This window comes from Microcoleus sp. S13C4, from assembly GCF_036700865.1.
Taxonomy (GTDB): Bacteria; Cyanobacteriota; Cyanobacteriia; order Cyanobacteriales; family Microcoleaceae; genus Microcoleus.
In genome coordinates this window covers 62,948-88,673 of record NZ_JAUBPS010000012.1, presented here as the reverse complement: position 1 = coordinate 88,673, position 25,726 = coordinate 62,948, and the positions used below count along the sequence as shown (strand labels likewise).

The window sequence follows — 25,726 nt, the reverse complement described above, 5'->3', positions numbered from 1 at the left end:
CTAAAATCTAAAATCTAAAATCTAAAATCGATCGACTGATGACCAATAAATAAAAGCGGCAGTCGCCTGCCGCTTTTACTTGTGAGTAGATATTTGGGAACCTTAGAAACTAAAGGTTGTACGCAGGAGTCCGACCCAGATATCGTCGTTTCTGTTGTTGTGTTCGGGATTCAAAATCACGTAAACGCCCGGTGTCACCGAAATAAAGTCATTGACTTGGAAGCGATAGAAACCCTCTAAGTGATAAGAGGTGTTGCGATTTCTGGCGACATCGCTCTCGGTAACTTTTGGCGGTACACCGAAGACAAAACCGAGGAGGTTGCCTTGCCGGCCAAAATCTGCCAGGGCCAAAGTGAGAGCACCATTCTGGATGGTAGCGTCATTGCCGCCCCCCCGCAGTTGCTCAGCCTTCGTATAACCGTACCAACCGCCAATCTGAAAGCGACTGCTGGGTTTGAAGTTAACTTGCACGCCATAGTTATCTGCTTGAGTGGGTGCTTGACCGAAGGGCCGGTTAGCCAAAGAACTGCCGGTGCCGCCCATGATGCCAACATCGCCTGCGCGATTGTATTTGTGGGTGTAAGTGAAGGCCAAATCAAACGGTTTGCTAAAAAAGCCGATCTGACCCAGAGCGCTGAAAGAACCGTCGGCAACGCCCCTGCCGTTTGCGGGGTTGGGAGCATCGCCGTCGCCGGCAAGATAGCCCCCAGTAGCTCGGAGGGGGCCCAAGTTGAAAGTCACACCTGCGCCAGCTCCCTGCGGCCCGCGGAATACGGCCGGGTTACGAACTCCAAATCTGGAAATTGCACCAGTACCCGTAGAGTTAAAGGGTGTTACCGTGTCTGCAATTTCATCCAGGTCAAGTCCTTTAGGACCGACAAAGACTGTAGCGGCACCGACCGGGAAACGATAGTACACCTCGTCTAGCGAGAATTGGCTGTTATCACCCCCATCAAAGGCTAGGCGAGCCATGTTAGTACCCGTAGCGGTTGCTGCTGAGTAGTTGGCGACGTTGTTTGCTTGCAAGCGGGTTCTGAGCAAGTCTCGACCGGTGAAGCTGGTCAATAAGTTCAAGCGCACCCGGTAGCCGAAGTTGGTGACAGTTTTGTCGTCCTCAAGGCTGAAACCATCTCCGCTGAAGGTGTCGCTAACGGCAAAAACGGCTTCTCCAGCCAATTTGGTGGTGGTGGAGAACTGGTTGGCTTCGAGTTCTGCGGTGCGAGCTTCTAGGCCGTCTACTCGTCCGCGTAGGGTAGCGAGTTCGGCTGCAAATTCTTCTTGCAGGCGTTGCACGATGGCTAAGTCATCTTTGGTAACCAAGTTACCTGTTGACCCAATGAGTTTGGTTATGTTGTCTAAGCAAGCGTTGACGCCGGCTGCAAATTCGTAGCGAGTCAGGGCGCGGTTGCCGCGGTAGGTGCCGTCGGGATAACCTACGATACAACTGTAGCGTTCGACTAGCGATTGCAGGGCTTGGAATGCCCAATCTGTCGGTCGCACGTCAGAGAGCTGAGAGACAGATGTCACCTGGGACATGGTTCCGGATGGTTGAGCCGGAAGCGCTTGGGGAGCCACAGGGACGATCGGGCCGCCCATTCCCGCGGGCGCTGTCTGAGCAATTTCTACCTTAGTAGCTGGGGTAGTTGCGGGGGTGCTGGCGACTGCTGGCGCTTCAATTTTCCCAGCAGCAACTTCTGTCTGGCTGCTTTGCACTGCCAAGTCTGATGCTTGGGGCGAGGGTGCGGCTGTGTCCGCAGCCGCCAGGGGTTCAGTGGCTGTCGCTGTGCTGGCGGGAGCGCTTGGGGCTGCTGACTCGATGTCGCTCCCTGTGGTTGGCTGTGCTGCTGCGCTGGTGTCTGGTTCAATTGATGCCAGTTTTTCAGCGTCTGCGGAGTTGGCGACCGGGGTTGGGGCCGCTTCGTCGCTGCTGTTTAAAGCCAGCTTTTCTGGTGCAGCAGGAGCTGCTGCAACTGGTTCTGCAACTATTTCTGCAATTTTTGACTCAGATGACTGAGTTGTAGCTAGCTGGTTGGCTTCAGCGGTTGCTGGAGCTTCTGCTGCGATCGCAGCGACACTGATGACTGATGGTAGCCCCAGAATTGCCGGGGATACTAGGAGTAAATTCCACAAAGTTCTATTCATTTTCCTCACACCTTCACACTCTATTCAACTCGAGCAGCAATTCCCAACTGCTAATTTTTGTGTTTGCTTGCCTGTTGACAATAACTGCCAAAATAGAACCTATCCATAACTGTTGATTCACAGTAGGCGTGTCTACTTCTGCTTGAACGTAGCGGGCTGGGCCCTTGTACCGCCCAGGCATCAATTCAGGTCAAGCCCACATTACCTTACGGTTGATTATACCATCACCTGCTAATTTCATCTCTCGATCGCCAGATTTGCTTGAGTTGCTCTGCAGGTGATCGACCACTGGTTCTACGGGTTCGACCACAATCTCCCTCTAACTGATAACTGCCCCGAGTCCTCGGGTACGCCCGACTTAACAGACAGTTATAGGTAGGATTGTGGCTGCTTGTCGCATCCCTTATACAGCTTTATATCCTATAATGTCAAGCTTTTTAACCTAACTTTAAACGTCGCGACCCGGCAGGGGCTATTTTCCCGCCAAGAGTGGGGAAGTGAGACTTAAAGGCTGGTTGATTGACCCGATCCAAACCAAAGTTCCGGCTTGACCAATTTTGGTTTTTTGATGCCCGCTGCCGTCTAGACTTGCCAGGACGATCGCCGTTTTTGAGACTAACCGTCGGCTGGTTTAATTTCCCGGTATTTTAACACAACTTTTTTGTTGTTAGAGTGCGACTGCAACTGGTGGTGCTGCACTCGCTGTTGGCCCAGGGAAAGCTCACTTGCTTGATAGACCAACTATGCTCAAGATTGCTAGCGGTTTTAACGATGTTTTTGCCTACGGACGATCGCTGGAGTTTAGTGCTAAGCTGGCGAAAATGCAGAACTCAAAAATAGAGCTGCGGTCAGAACAAAAAACCCAAAGGCTGTGGGTGGGCAAGTTAGTAAAATAGTGAGGGTTTATGGAAGATTTTGGTATTATTATTGCCTGCTGCGACCAGGATTATCTGTTTGCTAAGGGTTGCTGTGCTAGCATCCGATATTTCCTGGGAGATGTGCCGATTTGTCTGTTGATTGACGGTACGTTTTCTGTGAGTGCTTTGGAAAAGTCCTACGGAGTGCGAGTGATCGATCGCACAACCGTTTCTAAAGAGGTTCTCAGGAAAAGAAGTTTTGGTTGGGGAAAAACTAAAATGATTGCTTTCTGGGAAAGTCCTTGGTCAAATTTTATGGTTTTAGATGCCGATACGATCGTCTGGGGCGATGTTCTCAAGTTGGCTAACTTTCAAGAATTTGATTTAATTGTAGACAAGCCTTGTTACGATTACTCGGATGCGGATGTTTCGGAATTTTTCTTTGACATTCCGGGCGTTGAAAAGCATTTCCCGAATTTTCGGTGGTCGGAATCGCGATCAAACTATTTCTGCACGGGTACTTTCTTTGCTAAGCGCGGCGTTTTTAGCTTGGAAGAATACGTGGAAATTTTAGATTTTACGGAGGCAAATCCGAAGATATTTAAGTACGGAGAAATGGGGTTTTTGAACTTTATGATTTTCCGGGCGGCGCAAGAAAATCGGCTGCGGGTGCAGAATGTGGATATGCAGTTGTTGGTGCCGGATTTTGACCAGGATTTGCTGAGAAAGCGGTTTCCGGTGGAAGAAAGCGGGCCTGCAGGCGATCGCACTGAGGCGACGGTGATTCACTGGTGCGGGCCAAAGCCAAGTTTATCTAGTGGGAAAGTTTACTCGGAACCGATGAATTTTTGCCGCCGCAAGTGTCAGGAAGATGTGTGGAACCGCACGGGTTTGGCTGCCGAGATGTCGCTGCAAGTTGAGGATTTACAGCGATCGATCTACGTGTATAAGAATAAGTTTAAGAAGAAGTTTCGGCAATTGGCGGGGAAGTAAGTAGAAATTTTTAACCGCAGATGTCAGCGGATGAACGGGGATGCACGCGGATTTGGGCTTACCCTTCGAGGGGTAAAGTGGGCCCGGCTGGGGGTAAAACTTGGCGGTGAACGCTTACTTTGTGACTTTCCCGCTGAGTTTGCATTTCGACGGCGATCGCCTCAAATTCGACTTCCATGCAGCCGTAGGGAATCTCTAACTCGACACTTGCTCGAACATTTCCCAACCCGTTAGATTGAAATTCGGTAATCCAGCGCGGCCCGTCGAGAATCAGGTAGGTTTGTCGATCGTACACCCAAACTTTCACATAAATCCGGGGCATTAATTCCGGCAGTTGCACTTGCACTTTTACAGGCTGGCCCGCGAGGATTTCGGCACGCGGCAATTCCAAAATTGGCATCGGTACTAACTCGTCTTCTGGCAAAACGTAGGGAGTCGGGGGAGTTACTTCTGCTGCGACAGTTGTGGTTTTTTGACCAACTGGTTTCGGTTGGGCGGGCTCGTCAAAAACAACAAATTCTCTGGCTTCCGGGCTAGTGGATTTGAGGTCGGAATTTGTTTCGCTGGTTTCGGCTTGCTGTTGGGTGAAGCTGCTTTCTTCCACAACGGCAATTTCGTCGCTGCTATTGGCGGCGGCTTTTGGAGCTGGTGACAGGGTGGTTGCTTTGAGCCAGTCGGGCGATTCGCCGTTGCTGGCTAAGGAACTCAGTCGCGACCAAAATCGACTTTCGACGTTTAAAGTTTGAAATGCCTGTTTTGTTGGTGCAGGCTGGGTTTCTGGGGCGGTTGTTTCTGGTTGGGGGCTGTTTTCGGGTTTTTTGTCGATCGCCCCTATGTCCCCTGTTTTAGGGGAAGCTGGGATGTCTGAGGGTTGGGTTTGCGGGTCGATCGACTCTGCGACCGTTCGAGGCGAATTGGAGATTTCCGACAGCAATTGCGATCGGCTGCTGTCGGGCAGTTTGTTACCGAAGGCGGGCAGTTCTAGACCGCCTGCACTTGGGGTGTAACCCGAAGCCAGTAGAGGGGGTAGGGCTTCAGTGGTTGGGGCGGCGGCGGGGGAGGGAGGGTCTAAGGATTTTTCTACTAGCTTGAGGAAGGATATATTTTTGGCGCTTCCAGACGGTTTTGAGGCTGTTGGGGAGGGATCGGCTTGATGCTTTTCTTCGATGAAATTGTCTTTAATTTCCTGTAGAAGATGCTCTAAACGAGCTGTAATTGTGAATAGTTTGGTGGCTAGGGTGACGCCGCCGCTGCTAAGAATTGCTTCTCCTAAAATTAGGCGGCTTTTGCACTCGGTTGGAATGTAGGTGACGCAGGCAAAGATGCAGGGGGGAACTTGTTCTGGCATCGGCTGCTGGATTTCTGCGAGAATTTTTGAGGTTTGGGGGTCACGCAGGTAAATTTGTAGTTGTGCTGAACCTATGAGTTGTTTGAGTTCTAGTGCTTCGGATTCGCGGATGAGAGTTGCTGTTTTTCTAGTTTTTTGGGGGGGTTGGGGAATGTCGATTTTGCCGGAAATGATTAAGGGGCGACCGAGTTGGGTGACGAAGGTTTCTTGATCGAGGACGAGTTCGAGTTTGACGCCCGGTTTGGGTTCGGCGCTTTGGGGAATGGGGAATTGGTAGATTTTGGTCTGCTGCGGTGCTGAATCGGCTGCTGGGATTTGGGTTGGTGCGGGGCGATCGACCGGTGCTGCGATTTGTGGGGCTACGCGATCGACCGGTGCTGCGATTTGTGGGGCTGCGGGGGAAGTTGCCGGTTCGGTTTGGTCGATCGGCGGTAGGGGTTCGGATGTTTCCGATTCTGCGGGCAATACTTCCAACTGAACGCCGTACTGCCAAGGTTTTAGTGGTGTTGCTTGGGGATCTGGCAAGCAGGAGAGTTCCCACAGTCCGGGTTTGAGCCTGGTGTAGGGAATGATCACGACTAATCCTTCGGGGTTGGTGCGGGCCGATCGGCTTTGGACTTTCCGCTGCGCCCCTGGGTCGAAGGAAGTATGGGTAACGCGAATTTCGATGTCGGTGTTGGGGTGCTGAATGCGAGCAACGACACGGTATTTACCTTCTAGAATTTCCACGTCGGAGGTTTCTAAGGGCAACCAGGCGCGATCGCCTTCTTTTTGTAGCAAAAATTCTAGTTTTTTCATCTTTCTTTCCCCTTGAAGGCTCCCGCTTGATTCGTCACAGCTTGGCAGCGGGCTGTTGAGCGACAGCTACAGGCATTGAATTACTTTATGTTTTATAGCGTATCATCACTCTCAGTCAAGAGGCCCACTTACCAAGGACTGCCTATCATGCTGAATGCTGCCCAATAATACGGATGGGATAAATCTTTGCTGTCGAGTTTGGGGATGGACGGGGGCAAGGGAATGTCGCCTCGGGAACTTCGCAGTTGACCGCGTTCGATCGTCACTTTGCCTTCTATCTCCGCAATTTGTGCTTGCCTGAGAGCTTCCGCTTTAATGATTGGAGGGTTTTGTGGCCTGCTGATTTTTAACTGCTGGTAAAACTCTGTCATCAGGGCGAGAGTCCCCGCATCGCTGACGTACCACAGGCTGGCGAGGGCTGATTTTGCTCCCGATTGCAGTGCTAAACCGGCAAATCCGAGTTCTGCTTCTTTGTCTCCCAAGGCGGTTCTACAGGCGCTTAATACTAACAGTTCAAGAGGCGGATTGTTCCATTTTAATTCTCTCATTTGATCGAGGCGCAGTTGGGTGTCCCAAAATTGAATGTAGGAGTTATTTGGGGTTCCGGGGCGGAATTCGGCGTGGGTGGCAAGGTGGATGATTCCGTATCTTTGTTGCAGTCGCTGGGATTGCAAGTTTACTATGGTGAAATCTTCGTTGAGAAAGGATTGACCGGGCCACTGTCGGGCGATTGCCCCCAATTCTAACGGCACTGCTGGCAGCGGTTCTTTGTTGGCTGTTTCTGAAAAATTTGATGCTCCCATTGCTAGGACTTGCACGTTTCTGAGGTCGGTGTAATTGCTGTCTGTGAGTTTGAATGCGGGGATGCGAGCGAGGCTGTATTTTTGGATCAGAAATTGCTGTCCGTCGTGCATTGCTGCTAGGGGTAGGGTTCGCAAACCTGCGCCGACGCAGAACAGCAAGGTTTCAATTTTTGCTGTTTGCAAATCTGTTTCTAGGGGTGTAACTATCCATTTGTAGAGTTGTTGCGCTGGTTCTAGATAGGTGGTGGTGTTGAGTTTTACGGGGTTGGTGATTTCGCTGCTGAATTTTTGGACTACTGAGATGAGTTTCTCTTGTTTGGCTTCCGGGACGCTGCGGAGAATGGGCGGGCGATCGGGCAATATTAAGATTAATTCTAGTTGGTCGGTACGCGGGATAGCGTAAATTAAAGCGGGTTTTTTCTTGGTTTGAACTGCTAGGCGGGAGAGAGTTTTTGATATTGCTTCGGCGGTTTTGGCACGGGTCTCAAAGTCTTGTTCAAAGTATTTTTGATAGTCTTGTTCCCAGTTTTCTTCGATTCTGGTTACGGCTTCGGTGAGGTTGCCGCGATCGAGCAAATTTCTCATTTCTTGCCCGTTAAGCCCGCCCTGGCCTGTGTTTTGGGCAATTGTAGCGAGGTTCGCTGTACTCCAGCAGAAAAATATTGCTGTCAAACAGTAAAAAATAGCTTGTTTAATTTTTTTATGAGTCGTGTGTTTTTGGCGTTGCTGCGGGGATTTGTAGTGCATGGTTTTGGGGCGGTTGAGGGCGCCGTTGGCGGCAGCAGTTAGCAAAAGTTGGGATGTGGGTGGGAATTTTGACTGTGCTGGCGATCGCCGCACTATTATAGCATTCAAGGCAAACCGCAAATCTCTACCGTAGGGTGTGGACACCAGCACCAACAGAGTCCCCACACCAAGAAATTCGCGATTTATGTAAAAGTTTGTAAATTATGCAGGGGTTTTGCATAAACAGGGCTTACGCAAAAACCCGGTTTCTTCACCTAAGTCCTGTTTTATACATAGCAGGCAGGTACATTTAATCGGCATTACCTATACGGGCGTCTTGGATTTTTTGCGACACATCCCCATTGCTCAGTTTTCATAGGGCTTTGTCTTGGTATTAAGTGAGGAATATCTTGCATCTATTGCCGATATATTGAGTTACCTCAGTAAAGATACTCTCTGTATTTACTTATTGTAAAATAGTTGGTTTTTTTTCGCGCCAACTTAGTTAAATATCGACTGATTAATTGTTTGAAATCGGATATCTGACGGGTTATTTCGTACAATTCGCCGAGACTGCCTTTGGCCTAAGAATTGGCATGAAAGTCTCCTAGTTTTTTAGCATTATTGGCGGCGGTTGCCAAGAGTTGAGCAACATAAATAAAAACACTTTATTATTTAGAGGATTTTACGCTATGTGGTCGATCACTTTTTCGTTGTTTATTCTTGATTCTCTCCTAAATAACTAAAGCCATATTCCTTCCGCTATACATTGTGTGCGATCGAACTTGACACGGTGCGATCGCGCGCGATCGGACTGAGGAATGTGTCTTAGTATTTCTTCACATATCCTGATTTCGGTCTATGATATATGCCTTATGGCTTATTTGTGTTTAAAGCCCGTTACCGCGTACCGCTGATGAGTCAATCAACCAATTCACCGCTATCCCAACCAGTTTCTCGACGCACCGCCCTCAAATTCCTCGGAGTTGGTGCCGCCGGCGGGCTGCTGGGCTACTCTCGATTTTCCAAGCCAGAACCCACCATTTTTGTGCAAGATTCTCTTGACTTGCCACGAATGCTGAATAACCGCAAAACCGTTGCAGTTGTGGGGGCAGGCTTGGCCGGGCTCGCCTGTGCTTACGAACTCTCCCAGCGGGGTTTCGCCGTAACATTACTCGACAAATCGCCCCAACTCGGCGGCAAAATTGCTAGTTGGCCGATACAAGTCGGGAACGAAACTTTTATGATGGAACATGGTTTCCACGGTTTTTTCCCGCAATACTACAACCTCAAAAGTGTGGTTGAAGAACTAGAAATTACTGATAACTTTGTATCTTTAGAATCCTACGCCGTTCTGTTTCGAGACGGCAAATACAAACCCGAAGTTTTCCGTCCCAACCATTCAGCTTTTCCCTGGAATATAGTTGATTTGGGGATATCTTCTCCCAATCGGCTCAAGTGGGGAATCAATCTCACAAAACCCTCTCACTGGCAAGTGTTTCGAGAAATCGGCGGTTTTCAGACTAAAAAAACTTTCGATCGCCTCGACAATATATCAGTTGCCGACTGGGTAAAAGGTGAATTTCCGCGCGGGCTTTATGACTTGTATTTTCTGCCTTTTGCCAAGTCCAGCCTCAACGCTCCAGACGAATTGAGCGCGGGAGAATTAATGCAATTTTTCCACTTTTACTTTTTCGGAAATCCAGAGGGTTTGGCCTTCAACGGCACGCGGCAAGATATGGGAACGAGTTTGGTGCAGCCTATTGCCAGAGCCATTGAAAGTAAAGGCGGCAAAGTATTGACAGATGTCGCAGTCAGTGAGATTCGCTGGGAAAACGGCAAGATTGATTCTCTGAGTTACCAGTCTGGAGACGTGCAAAGTAAAATACCTTTTTGGGTGAAGCGAAACGCCCTGTTAACTGACAGCAACTCTACCGAATATTTCGGCGCTGGAGACAGCGTATTTGCCGCCGCACCATCCGGGAATGAGGCAATTTCTCTGAGCTGCACTCACCAAGGCTGCACAGTTCAGAAACAGAACGACGGTCAATTTCACTGTCCTTGTCACGGGGCAGTTTTTGATGCCGAAGGGCGAGTGGTGAGCGGGCCTGCTCAGCGGGATTTGCCTCGATTTAAGGTAGTCGATGAAAAAGTAGATGAAATACAGTTAGTAGCAGCGGTTAAGCAATCGCAGCCACCAAATTTGGGAGAAACATTGAAGGCTGATTACTATGTTTTTGCGGCTGATGTTCCGGGGATGCAGCATTTGTTTAGTTTGGTTAGCGGTGAGGTGAATCCGCAGGTGCAGAGTCGGATCGAGAGCTTGAAAATAGCCGATCCGTTTGCGGTGGGTCGTTTTTGGTTCGATCGCGAATTTCCATGGGAACACAGCAATTTCAGCTCGCTTTCCGGCTACAAACTGACTGACAGCATTACGCTTTACCACCGAATTCAGGATCAGTTCATCGAGTGGAATCAGAAAACTGGCGGTAGTGTAGTGGAACTGCACGCTTATTGTTACAAGGAAAAGGAATTTCCTAACCAGGAAGTTTTACTGGCTACTTTTGAGCAAGAATTGTACGAAATTGTACCGGAATTAAAAGAGGCAAATATGCTGCACCGGGAATTGGTAAATCAAAAGAATTTCTCTGGATATCCGCCCGGTAGTTATGCGGAACGCCCGGAGACTTGCTGCGCTGTTCCCAATCTTTTGTTTGCGGGAGATTGGGTAAAAATGCCGTTTCCTTGCGGTTTAATGGAAAGGGCAGTGAGCAGCGGTTTGTTGGCAGCTAATGCTATTTTATACCAGGAGGGTTTGCAGAGGCGATCGCTCTTGACGGTGAATCCCGAAGGCGTGTTAAAAATCTAAGGTTTGCAGCGGGGTGGGTTTTATAAATCGTCAATTATCGGCGGCTATTCTCGGTGAAACCCGCCCCCAGCCCTACTTTTTGAGATCTGAGATTCTAATAATTGTGAATGACTGATTTAATAAGGGTTTGGAGGTTTGCTACAGTTGCATTCTTTTTTTAAGAGAAGTTATGGTTTGTGGGTGTGGTTTCGGTGAAAAGAAAAAGCAGAGCTTGGAAAAAAAAAATATCTGCGTTGAGGGGGGTGGATATGCGGTTAAAATATTATTGAATGAGTATAAAGCAATAATAGATGCTGAATAGTAACTGCAAAATTCGCAATAAATCTGTAACGTTTGATGCTTTTGCAACAGAATACGATTTCGCGGCCACTTTGCAAAACCAGAACGATTTCTTTATTAACAACCTATCGGCCAGCAAAGGTGCAGCATTAGATATTGGCTGCGGTTCGGGAATTCTTGCTTTTGAATTAGCCCAGTATTACGATAATGTTATCGCCGTCGATTCGTCAGCAAAAATGCTCGCGATTGCCAGTCAAAAACGTTCAGCCCCCAATATCGAATATATCCAAATGGATGCCAATCAATTAGCGCTAGATCGCCAATTTGATTTAATAGTTAGTGCTGCTACTTTTCACCACCTGCCAAACCTCCCCGCCGCCCTTGATGCAATTAAAAAAATGTTAAAGCCGCACGGAAAAATCGTTTTTTTAGATAATATTTCGGAAGTAGAAACACCTGCTACAATACGCTACATATTAGGTGCAGCGAGAGATTTTAGACCCGACTGTTCCACCTACGGATTTCGCAAGGCTTTAAGATTATTAAAATTTCGATTGTCGCCGGGCTGGTTGAAGCATTTAGCTAGCGATAGGTATTTGTCAGAACGGAGATTTAGAAAAATTTACGGTCGTTGCTTTCCGGGCTGTTATTTTGTAAAATTGGGTTGTTTTATGGGCGTAATTTGGGAATATTTGTAATGCAAAACAACGCGATAAAATCGGGTTCTGTAAGGGGAGAAAAAACTCACATCCGCGAGTTGGGCATTAATCTCGATCGCTGGTATGCCATCGCCCGCAGCACCTCGGTGCAAACTCAGCCCGTCGCTGCGAAAATCTGGAATCGGGCGATCGTACTTTTCCGCGACAGTGCAGGCAAAATCAACGCTTTAGAAGATAGATGTCCGCACCGGCAAGTTAAACTCAGCCACGGCCAAGTTAAAGGCGATTTAATCGAATGTGCTTACCACGGATGGCGGTTAAATGCAAGGGGAGAATGCGCCGAAGTCGATTATTTAGCAGAAAATCAAAAGCTACCTAACTGCAAAATTCGCTCCTATCCAGTCAAGGAACAAAACGGTTTTATCTGGCTGTTTCCCGGCGACGAAACGCAAGCCGATAAAATAGATTTATTGGATTTGCCAGAGTGGGAACATCTCAATTATATTGCCACAGTTTCAGTCATCGACTGTCAGGCACACTATTCATTTTTAATTGAAAATTTGATGGATATGTACCACGGACACTTGCACGATGATTGGCAAGCTTGGGCAAATCCGGTGTTAGATACTTTAGAAGAAAACGAGCATCAAGTAACTGCTCGCTATCAGGCACAAAGTTATTACAAAATAGATAAAATTTGGTCAATTTCTCAGTTATTTTTTAAATCTCTGCGCCGACTGCACCCGGAACCCCTGGAGGTGAGTTATGTTTACCCGCACTGGGTTTCAACTTTGGGGAGCGACTTTAAGATTTACTGCTTGGTTTGTCCGGTCAGCGAGACAGCAACTCGCGCTTATTTAATTCATTTTACCTCATTAAATGCGTTTTGGCGGCTGCACAAATTGCCTGTTTGGTTTCGCAAGTTTATCAAAGATAGTTGTTTCGGTGCTGCTCAAAAGTTATTAGATGGTTTGGTGCGGCAGGATGTGTTAATGATTGAAGAAGAACAACAGGCTTTCTTGCAGAATTCAGAAAGAAAGAGTTATGAATTAAATCGGGCTTTAGCCAGCGTGCAAAAGTTGATGAGAAGTCAGGCAGAAAATGGATAATTCAGCGGCAGAGTGAAGCCTACAGCGGGACGAGTGAAACCAGCCTGCACAGGCTAAGTTGAGAGTTAGCCTTTCCAAGCTTGAGCATGGTATTCTAGCAACAGGAAAAATGGACTTTCGGGAAGCAATTATCAACCACACCTAACATAGGAACCAAGCATGAACCGTGTCAGCATCAAGGGTGAGGAACACCCCATTAGGAAAATCTTTAGCGATGACTTTATGTTCACCATTCCCCTCTACCAGCGTCCTTATGCTTGGACAAATGAGCAAGCTGGAGAACTGCTGGAAGACCTGCTAATATCATTGGGAGATGGTAACGACACAATTGATAAACTCAACCCGTACTTTCTAGGCAGCATTGTTTTGATCAAATCTGGGCCGCCAGATGCTGAAATTGTAGATGGTCAGCAACGTCTAACAACTCTCACCATACTACTAGCTGCTCTCAGGGCATCATTGCCAACAGAACACGCCAATGACTTGACCACTTATCTATACCAAAAAGGCAGCTTAATCGCGGGTATACATAATCGTTACCGTCTGACTTTGCGCGAGCGAGATGCAGAATTTTTCAAGGAATATATTCAACATGAAGGTGGTATTAACAAGCTCACAAAATTGAACAATGCTGAGCTAATGGATACTCAGAAGCTTATTAAAGAAAATGCACATTTATTCTTGCAACGTTTGCAGACTATCGCCGAATCCCACCGTATACGTCTTGCCCAGTTCCTCATTACCCAGTGCTTCTTGGTAGTGGTTTCTACGCCTGACTTTGACTCTGCCTATCGGATATTTTCTGTGTTGAACAACAGGGGATTGGATCTCTCCATAACTGATATCTTGAAAGCGGACATTATCGGAAAAATACCCGAAAGCCAACAAGAAAAATATACTAAAAAGTGGGAAGATACCGAGGAGAATCTGGGACGCGAGTTATTCAAAGACTTGTTTTCTCATATTCGGATGATTAAGGAAAAGAAAAAACTTAGCAAGAGTATCCTTAAAGAGTTTCAGGAAAACATCAATCCTGCGGCTGGGCCTCAGCAATTCATTGATGAAATTTTAGCTCCTTATGCTAAGGCTTTTTCGGAAATTCAGAACTCAACCTATGAAAGCGAGGCGCGTGCAGAGGAAATTAATCAACTATTTAAATGGTTAAACAAAATTAATAATTTTGACTGGATACCACCTGCCGTTCTCTACCTATCTCGCAACCGTAATAATTCCGATAATTTGGTGCGTTTCTTTATAGCTTTAGACCGCCTTGCCGCAGGTTTAATGATTGTCCGCGCTAATATCAATGAGCGCATTGAACGTTACAGCAGATTGCTTACTGCTATTGAGCAAGAGGAAGATTTATTCAATTCCTATTCACCGCTCCAGTTTACTCCTGAAGAGTCTAACAATATCCTTAGAGTTCTCGATAGTGACCTTTACCTAATTCAAAAAATTCGTAGTTATGTTTTGCTGCGCTTAGATGCTGCTCTGTCAGAAGGTGAAGCATCTTACAACTTCTCCAACATTACTGTCGAGCACGTACTTCCCCAGAATCCAGGTGCTAATAGTGAGTGGGTGAAGTGGTTTCCTAGTCAGGAAGAACGCGATCAATATGTGCATCGTCTTGGCAACTTAGTTTTACTATCTCGTGCGAAAAACAATCTGGCACAAAATTATGATTTTGATGTGAAAAAACAGAAGTATTTCACCACTAAAACAGGTGTTTCACCCTTTGCACTTACTACCCAAGTGCTGCGGGAACAGGAATGGACGCCAGAAGTAATCGCTCGACGGCAGAAAGAGCTAATTAATGTTCTCAAGAATCTTTGGCGCTTATAGGATAATTGAATTTGATATCCAATCGCTATTATCTGTCCATCAGCACAAAACCATCTGCGATTAAAAAAATCTATAGCCTTCCTTAAAAAGATGAGGTGCCCGAGATTCCCTGAATATCGGGACTTTCAAGCCTTATTACATACCTCATCTATCTGAGAAAGGCTATAAATTCCGCCAGCACCAATTTTACTTTTTAGGACGCTGCTGCTGGTAAACTTTGACAACTTTCTCCGCAAAAGTAGCAGTTGCGCCGCTTTTGCAAGCTGCGGAGTCCCCTGTCATCCACCAGCAAGCGGCACGGCGTACAGCCGTTAATTCATTGTTGCTGCTAGCTTTGTATTCGTCGCGCAGCAAATCGCCCACGATACAGGTAACAATTGATTTGGCTTTTGTCGCGTCGGCCTCAAATTGTTGGGGTGTTAAATCTTGTTTGGTACAGAATTTTGCCCAGCGGGAAATATTGTTGGGTAAAACTTGCCACTGACTGTACATTCCGTCATTTGCGGTTTGAGGCGGCGCGGCTTGTCGTAGTGCTTCTACGAGGGCGGAAACTTGCGCGTCGGTGACTGCTTGCGCTGCGGCTGGAAGTGTTTGCAATCCAAGGCTAATTATCAGGCTGCCGAATAGTAGATTGGTTTTTGCGATCGATTTAAAATTCATTCACAATGCCCTGTTAGATTTAAACTTTGTTTCCTCAAACAAGGTTTACTATTTTGTCGATCGAATACCTCTGTCTTAAGTATGATTTGCCCATTTAATGCACTGTCGATCGCCCTTACGAGAGAAATTGTTAATCAATGTACAACCCAGGGAAATTCGACGTTACACTACAGCAGAGGGTACAGCACCATTCACCGAGTGGGTTGATGCCCGCCGCGATCGGAATGTTAGAGCTAGAATCAAATCCTTGATAATGGTGGTCATCCCCATAGCTGGGGATAAAAGCACCCAAAAACAGAACATTCGACAAGCTATAGAATACTGGACAGATTATGAAAAACGTGAAAGCACTGACAAGTGATAGCTACCGCGAGTATCTAATTGAATCTCTCCACGAGCCGGAAGAAGCTGCTGGTTTTATCGGCGCTATCTTGGAAGAAAAAGACCCTGAACCAGCACTCCTGAGAAATGCCATCAGAAAGGTGATTGAGGCTAAAATCAGGATGAATGCTCTTTCGGAGTCAGCAAAACAGCATCACGAAAAACTCGACAAGATGCTGGCTGAAAGTGCAGGTTCGGAAATCTATAGTTTGGTAGAATTGCTCGAATCATTAGGATTTAAACTAGAAATTACTGTCGCAGATACTGAGTTGTCGGCTGACTCGGAATCAACGGAGATTGGGCAATCAGAATTATCGCCCGAACCAGTAGTAATTAATCCCAGTTAATGAGTAAATCGCGCCCTCACCCTTCCCTCACAAAATCTAACAATCGGTGAGCCATTTCTAGCTTGCTGCAAGAGGTTATTTCTACTTGCTTGCCGGCGGCATTAATTAATATTGCTTGATTGGTATTGCTGCCGAAACCGGCACCTATTTGATCGATCGGGTTGGCGGCAATTACATCCAGTTTCTTCGATCGCAATTTCTCCAAAGCAGGCTTGACAATATCCCCAGTTTGTGCTGCAAACCCGATTAATTTTTGATGCGGCTGTTTCAATTTTCCCAACTCTGCCACAATATCCGCTACCGGTGCCAAAGGCAAACAATTCGGGAGCGATCGCTTCGGCAATTTCTCACTACTGTACTCCGCAGGCTTAACATCCGCTACCGCCGCAGCCATCACCGTCAAATCCGCATCGTGAAAGCATTCCAGCATCGCCTGCCGCATTTCTTGAGCACTGGCAACTGCGATCGCCCGTACACCTGACAGCGGCAATTCCCCAGTTATACTGTGTACCAGCGTCACTGTCGCGCCGCGGTGCTGTGCAGCTTGCGCCAAAGCTATACCCATTTTGCCACTGGAAGGATTGCCGATAAACCGCACCGGATCGAGGTGTTCCCGCGTTCCTCCCGCACTGATCAACACCCGAAGCCCCGCTAAATCTCGATCGCCCTTCGCATACAACAGCGATTCAATATGAGGCAAAATCTCACCCGGTTCTGCCATGCGGCCGACACCCGCGCGATCGCACGCCAGCATTCCCGCCCCCGGATTCGCAGCATGATAGCGCCCATAAGTCAAAACTTCCCGCCAATTCCGCTGCACCGCCGGCTGTTCCCACATATCCGTATTCATCGCCGGTGCCAGCAAAATTGGGCAAGTAGAAGCTAAAACAGTATTAGTCAGCAAATTATCAGCAAAACCCCCCGCCAACTTAGCCAAAGTATTAGCTGTCAAAGGAGCAATCACAAAAACTTCCGCCCATTCTCCCAGTTGAATATGCAGGGGGCGGCCGTGGCTTGCTTGCCAAAAATCTTTGTCAGTAAAAGCAGGATGGCGGCACAGAGTAGCAAAAGTCAAAGGCGTTACAAACTCCCCAGCCGCATCAGTAAGAATAGCTTTAACTTCCGCTCCAGCTTTCGCTAAAGTTGAAACTACTTCGCAAACTTTGTAAGCCGCAATCCCGCCACTAACGCCGATTAAAATTCGTCTGCCCTTCATGTCATTTTTTCATAAAAAAGAATCAAGAAAGAAATTAAGATGAAAATAGACAAAAATCCATAACTCATCTCTTCAATTCACAACAAAATATGCTGCTAACTTCTTCCTCAATTCCGTCGAAATTTTTGAGCTAGATTTTTAAGCCTATGCTTCGTCGTAGGCTTCCATATCCAGAAGGTGGAGATAAGGTTCAACCAACTCCGGCCGCTGAAAGGCAAGCGATCGCAACAAATGCCAATCATTCAATCCCTCAAAAGGATCTGTATAATCGTCAACTTCCAAACGGACAGCCAATTCCGCCACGTCCTGAGAAGTAAGTACAGCAATATCGCGCGATGCTTTGGTTAAAGTTTTCATTTTTTTCCCCTGCCCGAGACTTCCGCCATACTATATACTAAACCTTTAATTCAATTTCGACACAGTTTCTACAACAAAACTTCGCATTACATCTATAACTTCCGGCAGAATCTCGTGTCCCATGTTAAATTCTTGATACTGCACCGCAGCTCCCCAAGCCGTCAAACTCTCGCGCGATCGCACAGCAGCACTAACGGGAACAATAGTATCTTGAGTACCATGCACGATTAAAACAGGTGGCAAAGCATTCCCAGCAACTGGCGAAATGGGGTGTAAATAACCGCTCAGACAAATTAAACCGGCTAGGGGCAAAGTCAATCCCACATCTAGAGTCATCGCTCCGCCTTGAGAAAAGCCACCTAAAATTGTGCGAGACAAAGGCACGCCCGTGCTGCTTTCCAAAGACAACAAAAATTCCCTCAGCAATTGCCGACTTTCTACCAATCCCTGAGCGTCTTTGCTTTGAAGGTTATACCACGCTTTGCCGCTCGTTACTTGCGGATGGGGAAAGGGGGCATCGGGAAACACAAACTGATAATCCGGCAAATTGAAAGCTGGTGCTAAGGGAGTCAAATCCCGAGCATTAGCACCCCATCCATGCAAAGCGACAATCAAAGCAACAGGTTTGCGATCGGTTGTGGGCGGAATGCTAATAGATTGTAAAGACATCGTAGTTAATAATTGGTAATCTGGCCTTGCTACAATTATAAATTGTCACGACGGGTAAAACCCCAAAAATTTGTCTTTGGCGATATTGGACTCGAAATTAGCACGCGCTTGCCAATAACTATAACCGTTAACAGTGGAAAGTAGACTGCGAAATCCGCACCTTTTCCAAGTTGAGTGCGGATAGTTCACTTTTTCTAAACAAGAATTAGGAAGCATCTCAAATTTGTAAAAACACTTCTTCTGGCTCCTGCCTTCTTCCTCCTTTCTTCTTCCTCTTTCCTCCTAGATCCTGCCTCCTGGCTCTTTTCTTCTTCCTCTTTCCTCTTTCCTCCTGTCTCCTGCCTCCAAGCTCCCATTTCTAGCTTGGCTGCTTTCATGAGATGCTCCCAGTAAGACTCAGCTAGAAGAGAGATTTCTCCCGCTAATTCCAACTGGCACCTACCGCAGATGAAACCTTAGAAATAGATTGCTCTAACTGTTGTCGCATCGGCACCTCAATCCAAAATTCAGTTCCCTCTCCCGGAGCCGATCGACACCTAAGCGAACCTTGATGTTTGTCCACTATTTGATAGCCGATCGACAATCCCAAGCCAGTACCTTTGCCTACAGGCTTGGTAGTAAAAAACGGCTCAAACAAACATTTTTTTTACATTCTCCATCATGCCCGCTCCATTGTCCGCAATTCGCACGCATACACAATTAGAACTTAAAAGTTCAGTGCGAATCCGAATAGTAGGTAAAAAAGCCGCCTCCTAGGAATTTTTACCATTGGGTAAAATGGGATTTTTTTTGTATAAAAAATCAATTGCATTCCTCAAAACCTTCATAAATACCTGATTCAATTGTCCCGCGCAGCACTCCACTAAAGGCAAATTTCCGTATTCTTTGATGACTTGAATACCCGGAAAACCAGGTTGGGGTTTCAGCCGACTATCCAAAATCATCAAGGTGCTATCGATGCCTTGGTGAATGTCAACCGACTTCATTTCTGCTTCATCCAAGCGCGAGAAATTCCGCAGAGAAAGGACGATTTGGCGGATGCGTTCAGCTCCCATATTCATAGATTTTAGGATTTTAGGCAAGTCTTCATTGATAAACTCCAAATCAATCTCTTGTAGTTTCGCTTGCACTTCGGGCGTTGGTTTCGGATATTGCTGCTGGTATATTTCCACAAGTTCCAGCAAGTCTCGGGTATATACGCCTTGCTTAAAATCTTGTCTGGTAACTTCAGTAGATGCGCTGTAGAAGCCTTCAAGTGAATACAGAACGTCTAAATTTTTGTTAATGCTTTGCTGTAATTGCTGTAATGCCAGATTTAGGCGATCGGCTTGCTGATGAAATTGAGCTTGCACTCGTTGATTTTCCCCATGCCAAACAACGGCCACGGGTGCCAATGACAAGCTTGTACCGGTGCAAAGAGTCAGCGCTGCTGGAATGTAGCGACGGTGCTACAGTAAAGTTTCCTTCAGGGAATTAAACCAATTGCTCGCAACATTCATCTTTCCACACCTTCTGCCACCGGAGTGCAATTGTTTAAAGACTTGTGAAATTCCTTGATAAGACGATCGACAGCGCAGAAACTAAATTGTTTAAAAACTTATGATCTCAGGAATAGGACTTACTCTGAGAAACCCACTTTCTACAAAAATATTGGTGTGGTAACGAGAAAGTTGGGAAGAAACTCGCTTTCTTACGAAGAATACATCCACGACTGAGGAATGGAAACCAATTGTAACTAACTCTAACAAAGCGAGTTCCTATTGGGGCGCTTCCCAACTTCCTTCCCCGGAAGAACCCGGGAACGAGAAAAAGCCTTTATCTGGTGGGGCGCGTACTCAATACCCGCCCCACAAAGCCAACTTAAATTTGGAACAGCTTACAAAACAGTCCCTATTTCCTTCAAATAAACCCGTGTAAACGGTTCATCATCCCCCAGAGTATACTGTTCGATCAACCCCTGGCGGCGAATAGAAATACTACTTCCTTCCCTCACCACCACAGTATCATCATCAGTGCTTTCTCTGACCAACATCATCTCAGTTTCCCCCGGATTGTCCAGCACCACCATATTGCTGCCCCGATAAAACATTCCCTCAGCTTCCAAAATATTTTCGGGATATTCAGCAATTAACAAATCGAGCTTGGGATTCCGCAGCAAACTTTGCACGTTAAGATTGTAACTCTTATTCAAAACTTTTTCAGAACGGTTGACAAAAAGTCCACCGCGACAAACAGCACCGATCGTCCAATCGGGATGCTGCAAGAGAATGTGGTCGATTATTTCTTGCAGCTCGTGCACCGAAATTCGGTTGAAAGTAATAATCGGAATTCGGGCGGTTTTTCCCGAGTCAAAGAAGGTTTCGATAATATGCGAAGGCACATCAACTCCTTCGCCTACAGCCGGGTTGAGGTGCATAAAAATCCCCGGCGCTGCATTGATTTCGAGAATCCCAAAATTGCCTGTTTTCCAAGATTTGGCGAGAGTTTCTGTTATCACATCAACCCCCAAACAAGTTAACCGAAAATGTAGGGCAATATCTTGAGCCAAAACAATGTTATCCGGGTGAATATTGCGGGTAGCGTCGATGCTGACGCCGCCTGCGGAAAGATTGGCGACTTTGCGTAGATACACAATGCGATCGCCATCTAGGACACTATCCAATGACAGCCCTTGTTCTGCCAGATACATTTCCATCGCTTCGTCAGACTGAATTTTGCTCAGGGCCGAAGTTGGCGTATCCAAACGTTGGGGTTTGCGGTTTTCACGACGGATCAATTCCCGCATTGTGGATTCGCCATCACCTGTTACCCAAGCGGGCCGGCGTTCAGTTGCAGAAACAAATTTGCCGTCAACGCACAGCAGCCTAAAATCCGATCCTTTGATGCTGTTTTCCACAATAACTCGCACCGGGTCTGTTTCGGGAATTGCCTTAACTGCTCTTTTAAAAGCGGCCTGTAAGTCCTCAGCATCTCGGACATCTGCTGTTACGCCAATCCCTTTATGACCGACTACTGGTTTGATAGCAACTGGGTAGCCAATTTCTCTAGCAACTGCCAGAGCTCCGTTTTCTGTGGAGACGATATCGCCTTTGGGAACAGGAAATCCTAATGTAGCGAGAAAAGCTTTACAATCGTCTTTGCGCGTGGTAAAATCTGAGTCTAAATGGCTGTCAGAATCAAAAGTAGTTGCAGATCCGCGCACAAGTTTTTTACCGTACCCATATTGCATTAGTCCTTCATCCCACAAATAAAATGCGGGGATGCCTTTTTGGGATGCCGATCGCATTAACGAATAAACTGTCGGGCCTCCGTAAACTGACTGCCGGAACATATTTTGCAGCGCGCCCATTTGTGCTTCCAAGGGAAAGTCTTGATTTTGATTGATGGCTTCAAACCAATCCCAAACTGCGTAAACTACGGCTCTGCCTGTGCGGGCGTGAAGTGCTTCTATGCTGATTCTGTTAAAGTGAGAAAATGGCTTGATGTTCCAGTGTTGGAAGTGCAAACCCATGTCGAGTTTTGCTACTTCTGAGGCGGTACGGCCGAACAGTTGGGCATGGTTCGAGAAAGTTTCGTGCAGCAGTTGGGGGTAGCGATCACCAATAATTTTCTGGTAATATGCGATCGGCAAAGGTTCGCTCGCGGCCGTTACCGCTAAATCAAAAACTAAAGCCGCGGTATCTAAATAAGGGTTGGGCCCCATGTAGTGTTTGAAATTGAAAACATCAAAAATATCGGTTTTTCGAGCATTAACGCGGGCTGTTTCGGTGCTTTTTTCTTGCAGCATTTTCTAACCTCCTTTGAGTTAAATTTTTACGGTAACTTTATAGTTGGTGCAGGGGATACTACCTGCGGGTATAGATATTATTGCACTGCTCAGTTGAGACAGATACTCCGGCCAATTCTCCCTTCAGCATTGCGGAAGAGGAGGAAAGTAAGAAAATATTTCTTCTTCCTTCAATATCTGACTAAAGGTTGATGACTAAGCACATATAACTAAGCAGATATAACTAAGCACTAATAACTAATGACTACTTTCTTCCCCCTTGAGAATAAAATCTATAACTTTAGAGAGGTACACGGCCCACTTATAATTGTTTATGACAGTTTATGACAGTGAAAGAAAATTTAAGAGGCAGCAAATTATGAAGATCGCACAAACTGCTCTCAGGGACAAAGTTCACCACTTAGCTGAGGAAGCATTTCACCGGAAGCTAATTTCTGGCTACGGCGATGGTCAAAACAGCAACGAATATCAGATTGTCTGGAACGGCAAACCCAGACACCTACCTTTAGAACGGGCGAGTACCATATTGAGCAATTTGATCGAGCGATCGCACTAACAGGCGATCGGACTAATTGAGGACTTACGCTCATCAATCCGATTTCTAGGAGAAACTAATAGGAGGAGTCGCGAAGAATCCCGTCAGAAACCGGATTGATTACCCCGCGCCGGTAAGTCTTGATAAATTCAACTCATTTTTTGACCCACCTCTATCCTGTTAGGGGAGGGTTAAGTTTTGTTTAACAAAAACATTGTTACAGCCCAAAGCCTGAGTAAAAAACAACCCGAATGCTTGAGCTGTTTGCGTCCTGGAGTGGTAGAAGTATGATATTTTTTTGTATTTATATATACCTTTTGGCAGTTTTCGGACAAAGGAATTTTGTGTTTTAGTGAAGTTTAATAAATTAAAAGTGGAGATAATATGGCGAGCCAGGAAACTCAGGGAAAGTTGCTAATTATTGGTGGCGCGGAAGACAAAGAAGGGGACTGCAAAATTCTGCGGGAATTCTTGCGGTGCGCCGGAGGCACTAAAGCGCACATTGTTGTCATGACTGCTGCAACAAGCTTGCCGGGAGAAGTAGGAGATAATTACATCCGAGTGTTTGAGCGACTGGGCGCTGAAGATGTGCGAGTTGTTGACACCCAGAGACCCGAAGATGCCAACAATCCAGATTATTTAGAAGCGATCGAACAAGCCACGGGCATATTCTTTACCGGCGGAGATCAAGCGCGGATTATTAGCTGCTTGAAAGACACAAAACTCGACGCAGCTATGCACAAACGCTACTCTGAAGGGATTATCATTGGTGGCACCAGTGCCGGCGCGGCGATGATGCCAGACATGATGATTATTGAAGGAGACTCCGAGACAAACCCCCGCGTTGATGTGGTAGCAATGGGCCCGGGAATGGGTTTCCTTCCCGATGTTGTCATCGACCAGCATTTCGCCCAACGAGGTCGTCTGGGACGCTTAGTTACGGCACTCTTGCTGCAACCGGCTGTGTTGGGATTTGGTATTGACGAAAATACAGCTATTTTAGTCCACGGTGACGAGTTGGAAGTCATTGGCGAAAGCGCTGTAACTGTCATCGACGAGTCGGAAAAACTCCACGACAATATTGAGGGACGCTTGAAGGATGAGGGTTTGGCGATTTGCGGGGCCAAGTTGCACATCCTCCCCCACGGATATCGGTTTAACTTGAAAACTCGCCAGCCGGTGTTTGATAGCGTAGCAACAACAGCAGAGAGACAAAGGGCGATCGCCTAATTTACTTGCAACTGGTAAACATCTCAAAAGTATGTAGCGTGTATAATGCACACCTTACCGCTGCAACCAAGTAGGATGGTTAAAAACCTAGTTGCTGCGTCCTGAACCAATAAAAGAAGAGGTAAAATCCTCTTCTTTTATTGCTGCGGTTTCCGATTTTTTAAGCACTTTTCTGTTCGCCAAAAATCGACTCCTGCCCTTCTGCAGTCGATATTAAATTCCACCCTTGAGTTCTCAGCTTCTGATAAGTTGCCCATCCCTTAGAACCGCCCGGTTCCCGGTAGTCGGATACAGCGAACTGCGGAAAAGCTGTATAAGGCCGCCACCCCTGACGGGCATCGGTGCGTAAGTGCAATATCTTTTCTCCATTGCGTCCCAATCGGGGCAACCAACACATTTGTTTTAGCATTTTTAACACTCCAGAGTTTTACAGTAACGGTAATTCGCCAACATCCCACATTAAACTTTTAGAGCCTTAGAGCCACTGCTCGGAATATCTAACGGGTAACAGGGACGGATGAGATTTTCACCAATTACCAATTACTGAGGTAGCAGCAGTCGTTAAAGCTGATTGTGGTTCTACAAAGTTTGCCGAGCAAAAACTATAAAACAAGTGCTGCCAAGACATAAGCAAAAACAATCATTGCTATTCTCGGCTCAAACTTGGCTTAAAGTCGCAGGAAAACCCAGTTGAATAAAGGATTCATGTTTCTGGTTTCCCTTGCCTTATAATTACACGCTCATCCTCGCTCTTTCCGCATAAAATGACATCTTTCTACGGTATTACCCCTGTCGGCTAAAAAATGTTTCTTTAGTTACAAATGTTAAATCTTCACCACGATTTATCTAGTTATCAAAAGTTAAATTACTTTTCATACAATACTTCCGACAGTTTTTGATAGCCCACCGTAGAATAAGGGTTTCAAGGATCCAAGGCAAGTTCGCTACCAACGGAAAATCTAGGGTTTCAGACTACGAACTAAAAACAGTCCCGACTATTTTTCATAAACAGCGCTTAATAATTTTTAGTTACTTTTACTACATTTTTGATTAAAATCAGGTTTCCGGGTGCCTAGGGGTGCACCTTACTCAATAGCTAGGGTTCGCACTACTCAATCGTCCGGGTGCGCCCCCAAGCACCTTACAACATAAGCGTTACAGGTTTAAATCTTAAGAACGATGGCGACAGATTTGCAAAATGGTAAAAATCAATACTAATCACACTTATAAGTTCTGCAAACAAAGTATTTATGCCCGCTGCAATTGAATTCAAACTCTTCGCTCCCAACAACAAAGCAGCTACACTGCTCGGCTCCTTTTCCCAATGGGCAGAAATTCCCTTAGAAAAAGATGACAAAGGTTATTCCCGCACTAACATTAAGTTAGAAGACGGTATTTATCAATACAAATTCCGAGTTCAGTCGCAAAGTCCCTGTTTTGAACCGGACGAAGGGGTAGAAGTCAATGACCCCTACGCTACTGAAATTGACCGCACTACTAATACAAGTACAATTCGCATCAAAGCAGGGGCGCGAATTATTGATACCTATGTTTGGCAGCACGACGACAAAGAACTCCCCAATAATGAAGAATTAGTCGTTTATGAACCGCACGTTGCTGATTTTTCCGGGTCGGATGGTTCCGACAGTCGCGGTAAATTCCAGCAGGTGAGGGAGAAATTAGATTATCTGTGCGATTTGGGGATAAATGCGATCGAACTAATGCCAGTTAATGAATATGCGGGCGATTATAGCTAGGGCTACAAAGTCCGCGATTTCTTTACCCTAGAGTCCAGCTACGGCGCAACCGCAGATTTCAAGCAATTGATTGACGAGTGCCACGGACGGGGCATTCGGGTGGTTCTGGACGGGATTTACAACCACTGCGATGAAGAAAGTCCTTTATTGCTAATCGATCGCAATTACTGCTACTACCGCGACAAACACTATCCCGAAGATCCCGCTAACTACTGGGCCCCGGAGTTTAACTACGAAAACTGCGGCCCAAAACTCGGCATTCGTCCCGTTGGGAAATTCATCGGCGATGTCGTTAATTTCTGGATTCCAGAATATCATATCGACGGCATTCGCCCCAGATGCAGTGCGGCAGTTGGATAATC

The 25,726-nt window shown here is 46.6% G+C and carries 21 protein-coding genes and 2 pseudogenes; 12 read left to right on the top strand and 11 right to left on the bottom strand.

The window, feature by feature from the left end; genetic code table 11:
• Window positions 1-102: 102 nt before the first annotated feature.
• Window positions 103-2,142 (bottom strand): iron uptake porin, encoded by a 2,040-nt coding sequence (locus QT996_RS07785; protein ID WP_333045629.1) that lies wholly within the window; start codon window positions 2,140-2,142, stop codon window positions 103-105.
• Between the two features lie 725 nt (window positions 2,143-2,867).
• On the opposite strand from QT996_RS07785, the gene QT996_RS07780 reads away from it, so the two are divergent.
• Both QT996_RS07780 and QT996_RS07775 read left to right on the top strand, forming a co-directional pair.
• The gene (locus tag QT996_RS07780) at window positions 2,868-3,038 is read left to right on the top strand and encodes a hypothetical protein (RefSeq protein ID WP_333045628.1); all 171 of its coding nucleotides are present in this window, start codon (window positions 2,868-2,870) and stop codon (window positions 3,036-3,038) included.
• A 9-nt stretch (window positions 3,039-3,047) separates the two neighbouring features.
• On the top strand, window positions 3,048-3,992 hold the full coding sequence (locus QT996_RS07775) for a hypothetical protein (protein ID WP_333045626.1): 945 nt from the start codon (window positions 3,048-3,050) through the stop codon (window positions 3,990-3,992).
• Between the two features lie 58 nt (window positions 3,993-4,050).
• On the opposite strand, the gene QT996_RS07770 is transcribed toward QT996_RS07775, so the two are convergent.
• Together QT996_RS07770 and QT996_RS07765 are read right to left on the bottom strand one after the other, a co-directional pair.
• Window positions 4,051-6,138, bottom strand: a complete 2,088-nt coding sequence (locus tag QT996_RS07770) for a hypothetical protein (RefSeq protein WP_333045625.1) — start codon at window positions 6,136-6,138, stop codon at window positions 4,051-4,053.
• A 128-nt stretch (window positions 6,139-6,266) separates the two neighbouring features.
• Complete coding sequence (locus tag QT996_RS07765) at window positions 6,267-7,838, bottom strand: CHAT domain-containing protein (RefSeq protein WP_445304551.1); 1,572 nt, start codon at window positions 7,836-7,838, stop codon at window positions 6,267-6,269.
• 697 nt (window positions 7,839-8,535) lie between these two features.
• Between QT996_RS07765 and QT996_RS07760 the strand changes: the two genes are divergently transcribed.
• The 4 genes from QT996_RS07760 (at window position 8,536) to QT996_RS07745 (ending at window position 14,425) form a co-directional block, all read left to right on the top strand.
• Window positions 8,536-10,536 (top strand): FAD-dependent oxidoreductase, encoded by a 2,001-nt coding sequence (locus tag QT996_RS07760; protein WP_445304549.1) that lies wholly within the window; start codon window positions 8,536-8,538, stop codon window positions 10,534-10,536.
• A 290-nt stretch (window positions 10,537-10,826) separates the two neighbouring features.
• A complete protein-coding gene (locus QT996_RS07755) occupies window positions 10,827-11,513 on the top strand; it encodes a methyltransferase domain-containing protein (protein ID WP_333045623.1) in 687 nt (228 codons plus the stop codon).
• Window positions 11,513-12,583, top strand: coding sequence for an aromatic ring-hydroxylating dioxygenase subunit alpha (locus QT996_RS07750; RefSeq protein ID WP_333045622.1), 1,071 nt, complete (start codon window positions 11,513-11,515; stop codon window positions 12,581-12,583). Before QT996_RS07755 ends, QT996_RS07750 begins: the two co-directional genes overlap by 1 nt.
• Before the next feature lie 159 nt (window positions 12,584-12,742).
• On the top strand, window positions 12,743-14,425 hold the full coding sequence (locus QT996_RS07745) for a DUF262 domain-containing HNH endonuclease family protein (RefSeq protein ID WP_333045620.1): 1,683 nt from the start codon (window positions 12,743-12,745) through the stop codon (window positions 14,423-14,425).
• Between the two features lie 186 nt (window positions 14,426-14,611).
• On the opposite strand, the gene QT996_RS07740 is transcribed toward QT996_RS07745, so the two are convergent.
• Entirely contained in the window at window positions 14,612-15,085 is a 474-nt protein-coding gene (locus QT996_RS07740) for a hypothetical protein (RefSeq protein WP_333045619.1), read from the bottom strand.
• 127 nt (window positions 15,086-15,212) lie between these two features.
• Between QT996_RS07740 and QT996_RS07735 the strand changes: the two genes are divergently transcribed.
• Entirely contained in the window at window positions 15,213-15,446 is a 234-nt protein-coding gene (locus QT996_RS07735; protein ID WP_333045618.1) for a hypothetical protein, read from the top strand.
• On the top strand, window positions 15,418-15,813 hold the full coding sequence (locus QT996_RS07730; RefSeq protein ID WP_333045617.1) for a transcriptional regulator: 396 nt from the start codon (window positions 15,418-15,420) through the stop codon (window positions 15,811-15,813). The genes QT996_RS07735 and QT996_RS07730 overlap by 29 nt, the downstream gene beginning before the upstream one ends.
• A gap of 16 nt (window positions 15,814-15,829) precedes the next feature.
• On the opposite strand, the gene coaBC is transcribed toward QT996_RS07730, so the two are convergent.
• The 6 genes and pseudogenes from coaBC to QT996_RS07700 form a co-directional block, all read right to left on the bottom strand.
• On the bottom strand, window positions 15,830-17,029 hold the full coding sequence (gene coaBC / locus QT996_RS07725) for a bifunctional phosphopantothenoylcysteine decarboxylase/phosphopantothenate--cysteine ligase CoaBC (protein WP_333045615.1): 1,200 nt from the start codon (window positions 17,027-17,029) through the stop codon (window positions 15,830-15,832).
• Window positions 17,030-17,173: 144 nt separating this feature from the next.
• Window positions 17,174-17,386: a protein IsiD gene (gene isiD / locus QT996_RS07720; RefSeq protein WP_006632739.1), complete on the bottom strand. Its 213-nt coding sequence runs from the start codon at window positions 17,384-17,386 to the stop codon at window positions 17,174-17,176.
• 45 nt (window positions 17,387-17,431) lie between these two features.
• The gene (locus QT996_RS07715; protein WP_333045614.1) at window positions 17,432-18,055 is read right to left on the bottom strand and encodes an alpha/beta hydrolase; all 624 of its coding nucleotides are present in this window, start codon (window positions 18,053-18,055) and stop codon (window positions 17,432-17,434) included.
• 194 nt (window positions 18,056-18,249) lie between these two features.
• On the bottom strand, window positions 18,250-18,432 hold the full coding sequence (locus QT996_RS07710) for a hypothetical protein (RefSeq protein WP_333045613.1): 183 nt from the start codon (window positions 18,430-18,432) through the stop codon (window positions 18,250-18,252).
• Window positions 18,433-18,476: 44 nt separating this feature from the next.
• Window positions 18,477-19,251: pseudogene (locus QT996_RS07705) on the bottom strand (sensor histidine kinase); the annotation flags it as partial.
• 680 nt (window positions 19,252-19,931) lie between these two features.
• Window positions 19,932-21,842 (bottom strand): ATP-binding protein, encoded by a 1,911-nt coding sequence (locus QT996_RS07700; protein WP_333045612.1) that lies wholly within the window; start codon window positions 21,840-21,842, stop codon window positions 19,932-19,934.
• A 358-nt stretch (window positions 21,843-22,200) separates the two neighbouring features.
• Here QT996_RS07700 and QT996_RS07695 point away from each other — a divergent pair, with 358 nt between their 5' ends.
• Window positions 22,201-22,398, top strand: coding sequence for a hypothetical protein (locus tag QT996_RS07695; protein WP_006632734.1), 198 nt, complete (start codon window positions 22,201-22,203; stop codon window positions 22,396-22,398).
• 363 nt (window positions 22,399-22,761) lie between these two features.
• The gene (locus QT996_RS07690) at window positions 22,762-23,607 is read left to right on the top strand and encodes a cyanophycinase (protein WP_333045611.1); all 846 of its coding nucleotides are present in this window, start codon (window positions 22,762-22,764) and stop codon (window positions 23,605-23,607) included.
• A gap of 160 nt (window positions 23,608-23,767) precedes the next feature.
• On the opposite strand, the gene QT996_RS07685 is transcribed toward QT996_RS07690, so the two are convergent.
• Complete coding sequence (locus QT996_RS07685) at window positions 23,768-24,016, bottom strand: hypothetical protein (protein WP_333045610.1); 249 nt, start codon at window positions 24,014-24,016, stop codon at window positions 23,768-23,770.
• 841 nt (window positions 24,017-24,857) lie between these two features.
• Here QT996_RS07685 and QT996_RS07680 point away from each other — a divergent pair.
• Together QT996_RS07680 and QT996_RS07675 are read left to right on the top strand one after the other, a co-directional pair.
• On the top strand, window positions 24,858-25,364 hold the full coding sequence (locus tag QT996_RS07680) for a hypothetical protein (protein WP_333045609.1): 507 nt from the start codon (window positions 24,858-24,860) through the stop codon (window positions 25,362-25,364).
• Window positions 25,365-25,424: 60 nt separating this feature from the next.
• Window positions 25,425-25,724, top strand: a pseudogene (locus QT996_RS07675) (alpha-amylase family glycosyl hydrolase); the annotation flags it as partial.
• Between the last annotated feature and the right edge of the window lie 2 nt (window positions 25,725-25,726).

Coding starts and splice junctions, on each gene's coding strand:
- QT996_RS07785 (WP_333045629.1), bottom strand. CDS start 2,142: ATGAATAGAACTTTGTGGAATTTACTCCTAGTATCCCCGGCAATTCTG.
- QT996_RS07775 (WP_333045626.1), top strand. CDS start 3,048: ATGGAAGATTTTGGTATTATTATTGCCTGCTGCGACCAGGATTATCTG.
- QT996_RS07770 (WP_333045625.1), bottom strand. CDS start 6,138: ATGAAAAAACTAGAATTTTTGCTACAAAAAGAAGGCGATCGCGCCTGG.
- QT996_RS07760 (WP_445304549.1), top strand. CDS start 8,536: ATGCCTTATGGCTTATTTGTGTTTAAAGCCCGTTACCGCGTACCGCTG.
- QT996_RS07755 (WP_333045623.1), top strand. CDS start 10,827: ATGCTGAATAGTAACTGCAAAATTCGCAATAAATCTGTAACGTTTGAT.
- QT996_RS07750 (WP_333045622.1), top strand. CDS start 11,513: ATGCAAAACAACGCGATAAAATCGGGTTCTGTAAGGGGAGAAAAAACT.
- QT996_RS07745 (WP_333045620.1), top strand. CDS start 12,743: ATGAACCGTGTCAGCATCAAGGGTGAGGAACACCCCATTAGGAAAATC.
- QT996_RS07740 (WP_333045619.1), bottom strand. CDS start 15,085: ATGAATTTTAAATCGATCGCAAAAACCAATCTACTATTCGGCAGCCTG.
- QT996_RS07730 (WP_333045617.1), top strand. CDS start 15,418: ATGAAAAACGTGAAAGCACTGACAAGTGATAGCTACCGCGAGTATCTA.
- coaBC (WP_333045615.1), bottom strand. CDS start 17,029: ATGAAGGGCAGACGAATTTTAATCGGCGTTAGTGGCGGGATTGCGGCT.
- isiD (WP_006632739.1), bottom strand. CDS start 17,386: ATGAAAACTTTAACCAAAGCATCGCGCGATATTGCTGTACTTACTTCT.
- QT996_RS07715 (WP_333045614.1), bottom strand. CDS start 18,055: ATGTCTTTACAATCTATTAGCATTCCGCCCACAACCGATCGCAAACCT.
- QT996_RS07710 (WP_333045613.1), bottom strand. CDS start 18,432: ATGAAAGCAGCCAAGCTAGAAATGGGAGCTTGGAGGCAGGAGACAGGA.
- QT996_RS07700 (WP_333045612.1), bottom strand. CDS start 21,842: ATGCTGCAAGAAAAAAGCACCGAAACAGCCCGCGTTAATGCTCGAAAA.
- QT996_RS07695 (WP_006632734.1), top strand. CDS start 22,201: ATGAAGATCGCACAAACTGCTCTCAGGGACAAAGTTCACCACTTAGCT.
- QT996_RS07690 (WP_333045611.1), top strand. CDS start 22,762: ATGGCGAGCCAGGAAACTCAGGGAAAGTTGCTAATTATTGGTGGCGCG.
- QT996_RS07685 (WP_333045610.1), bottom strand. CDS start 24,016: ATGCTAAAACAAATGTGTTGGTTGCCCCGATTGGGACGCAATGGAGAA.
- QT996_RS07680 (WP_333045609.1), top strand. CDS start 24,858: ATGCCCGCTGCAATTGAATTCAAACTCTTCGCTCCCAACAACAAAGCA.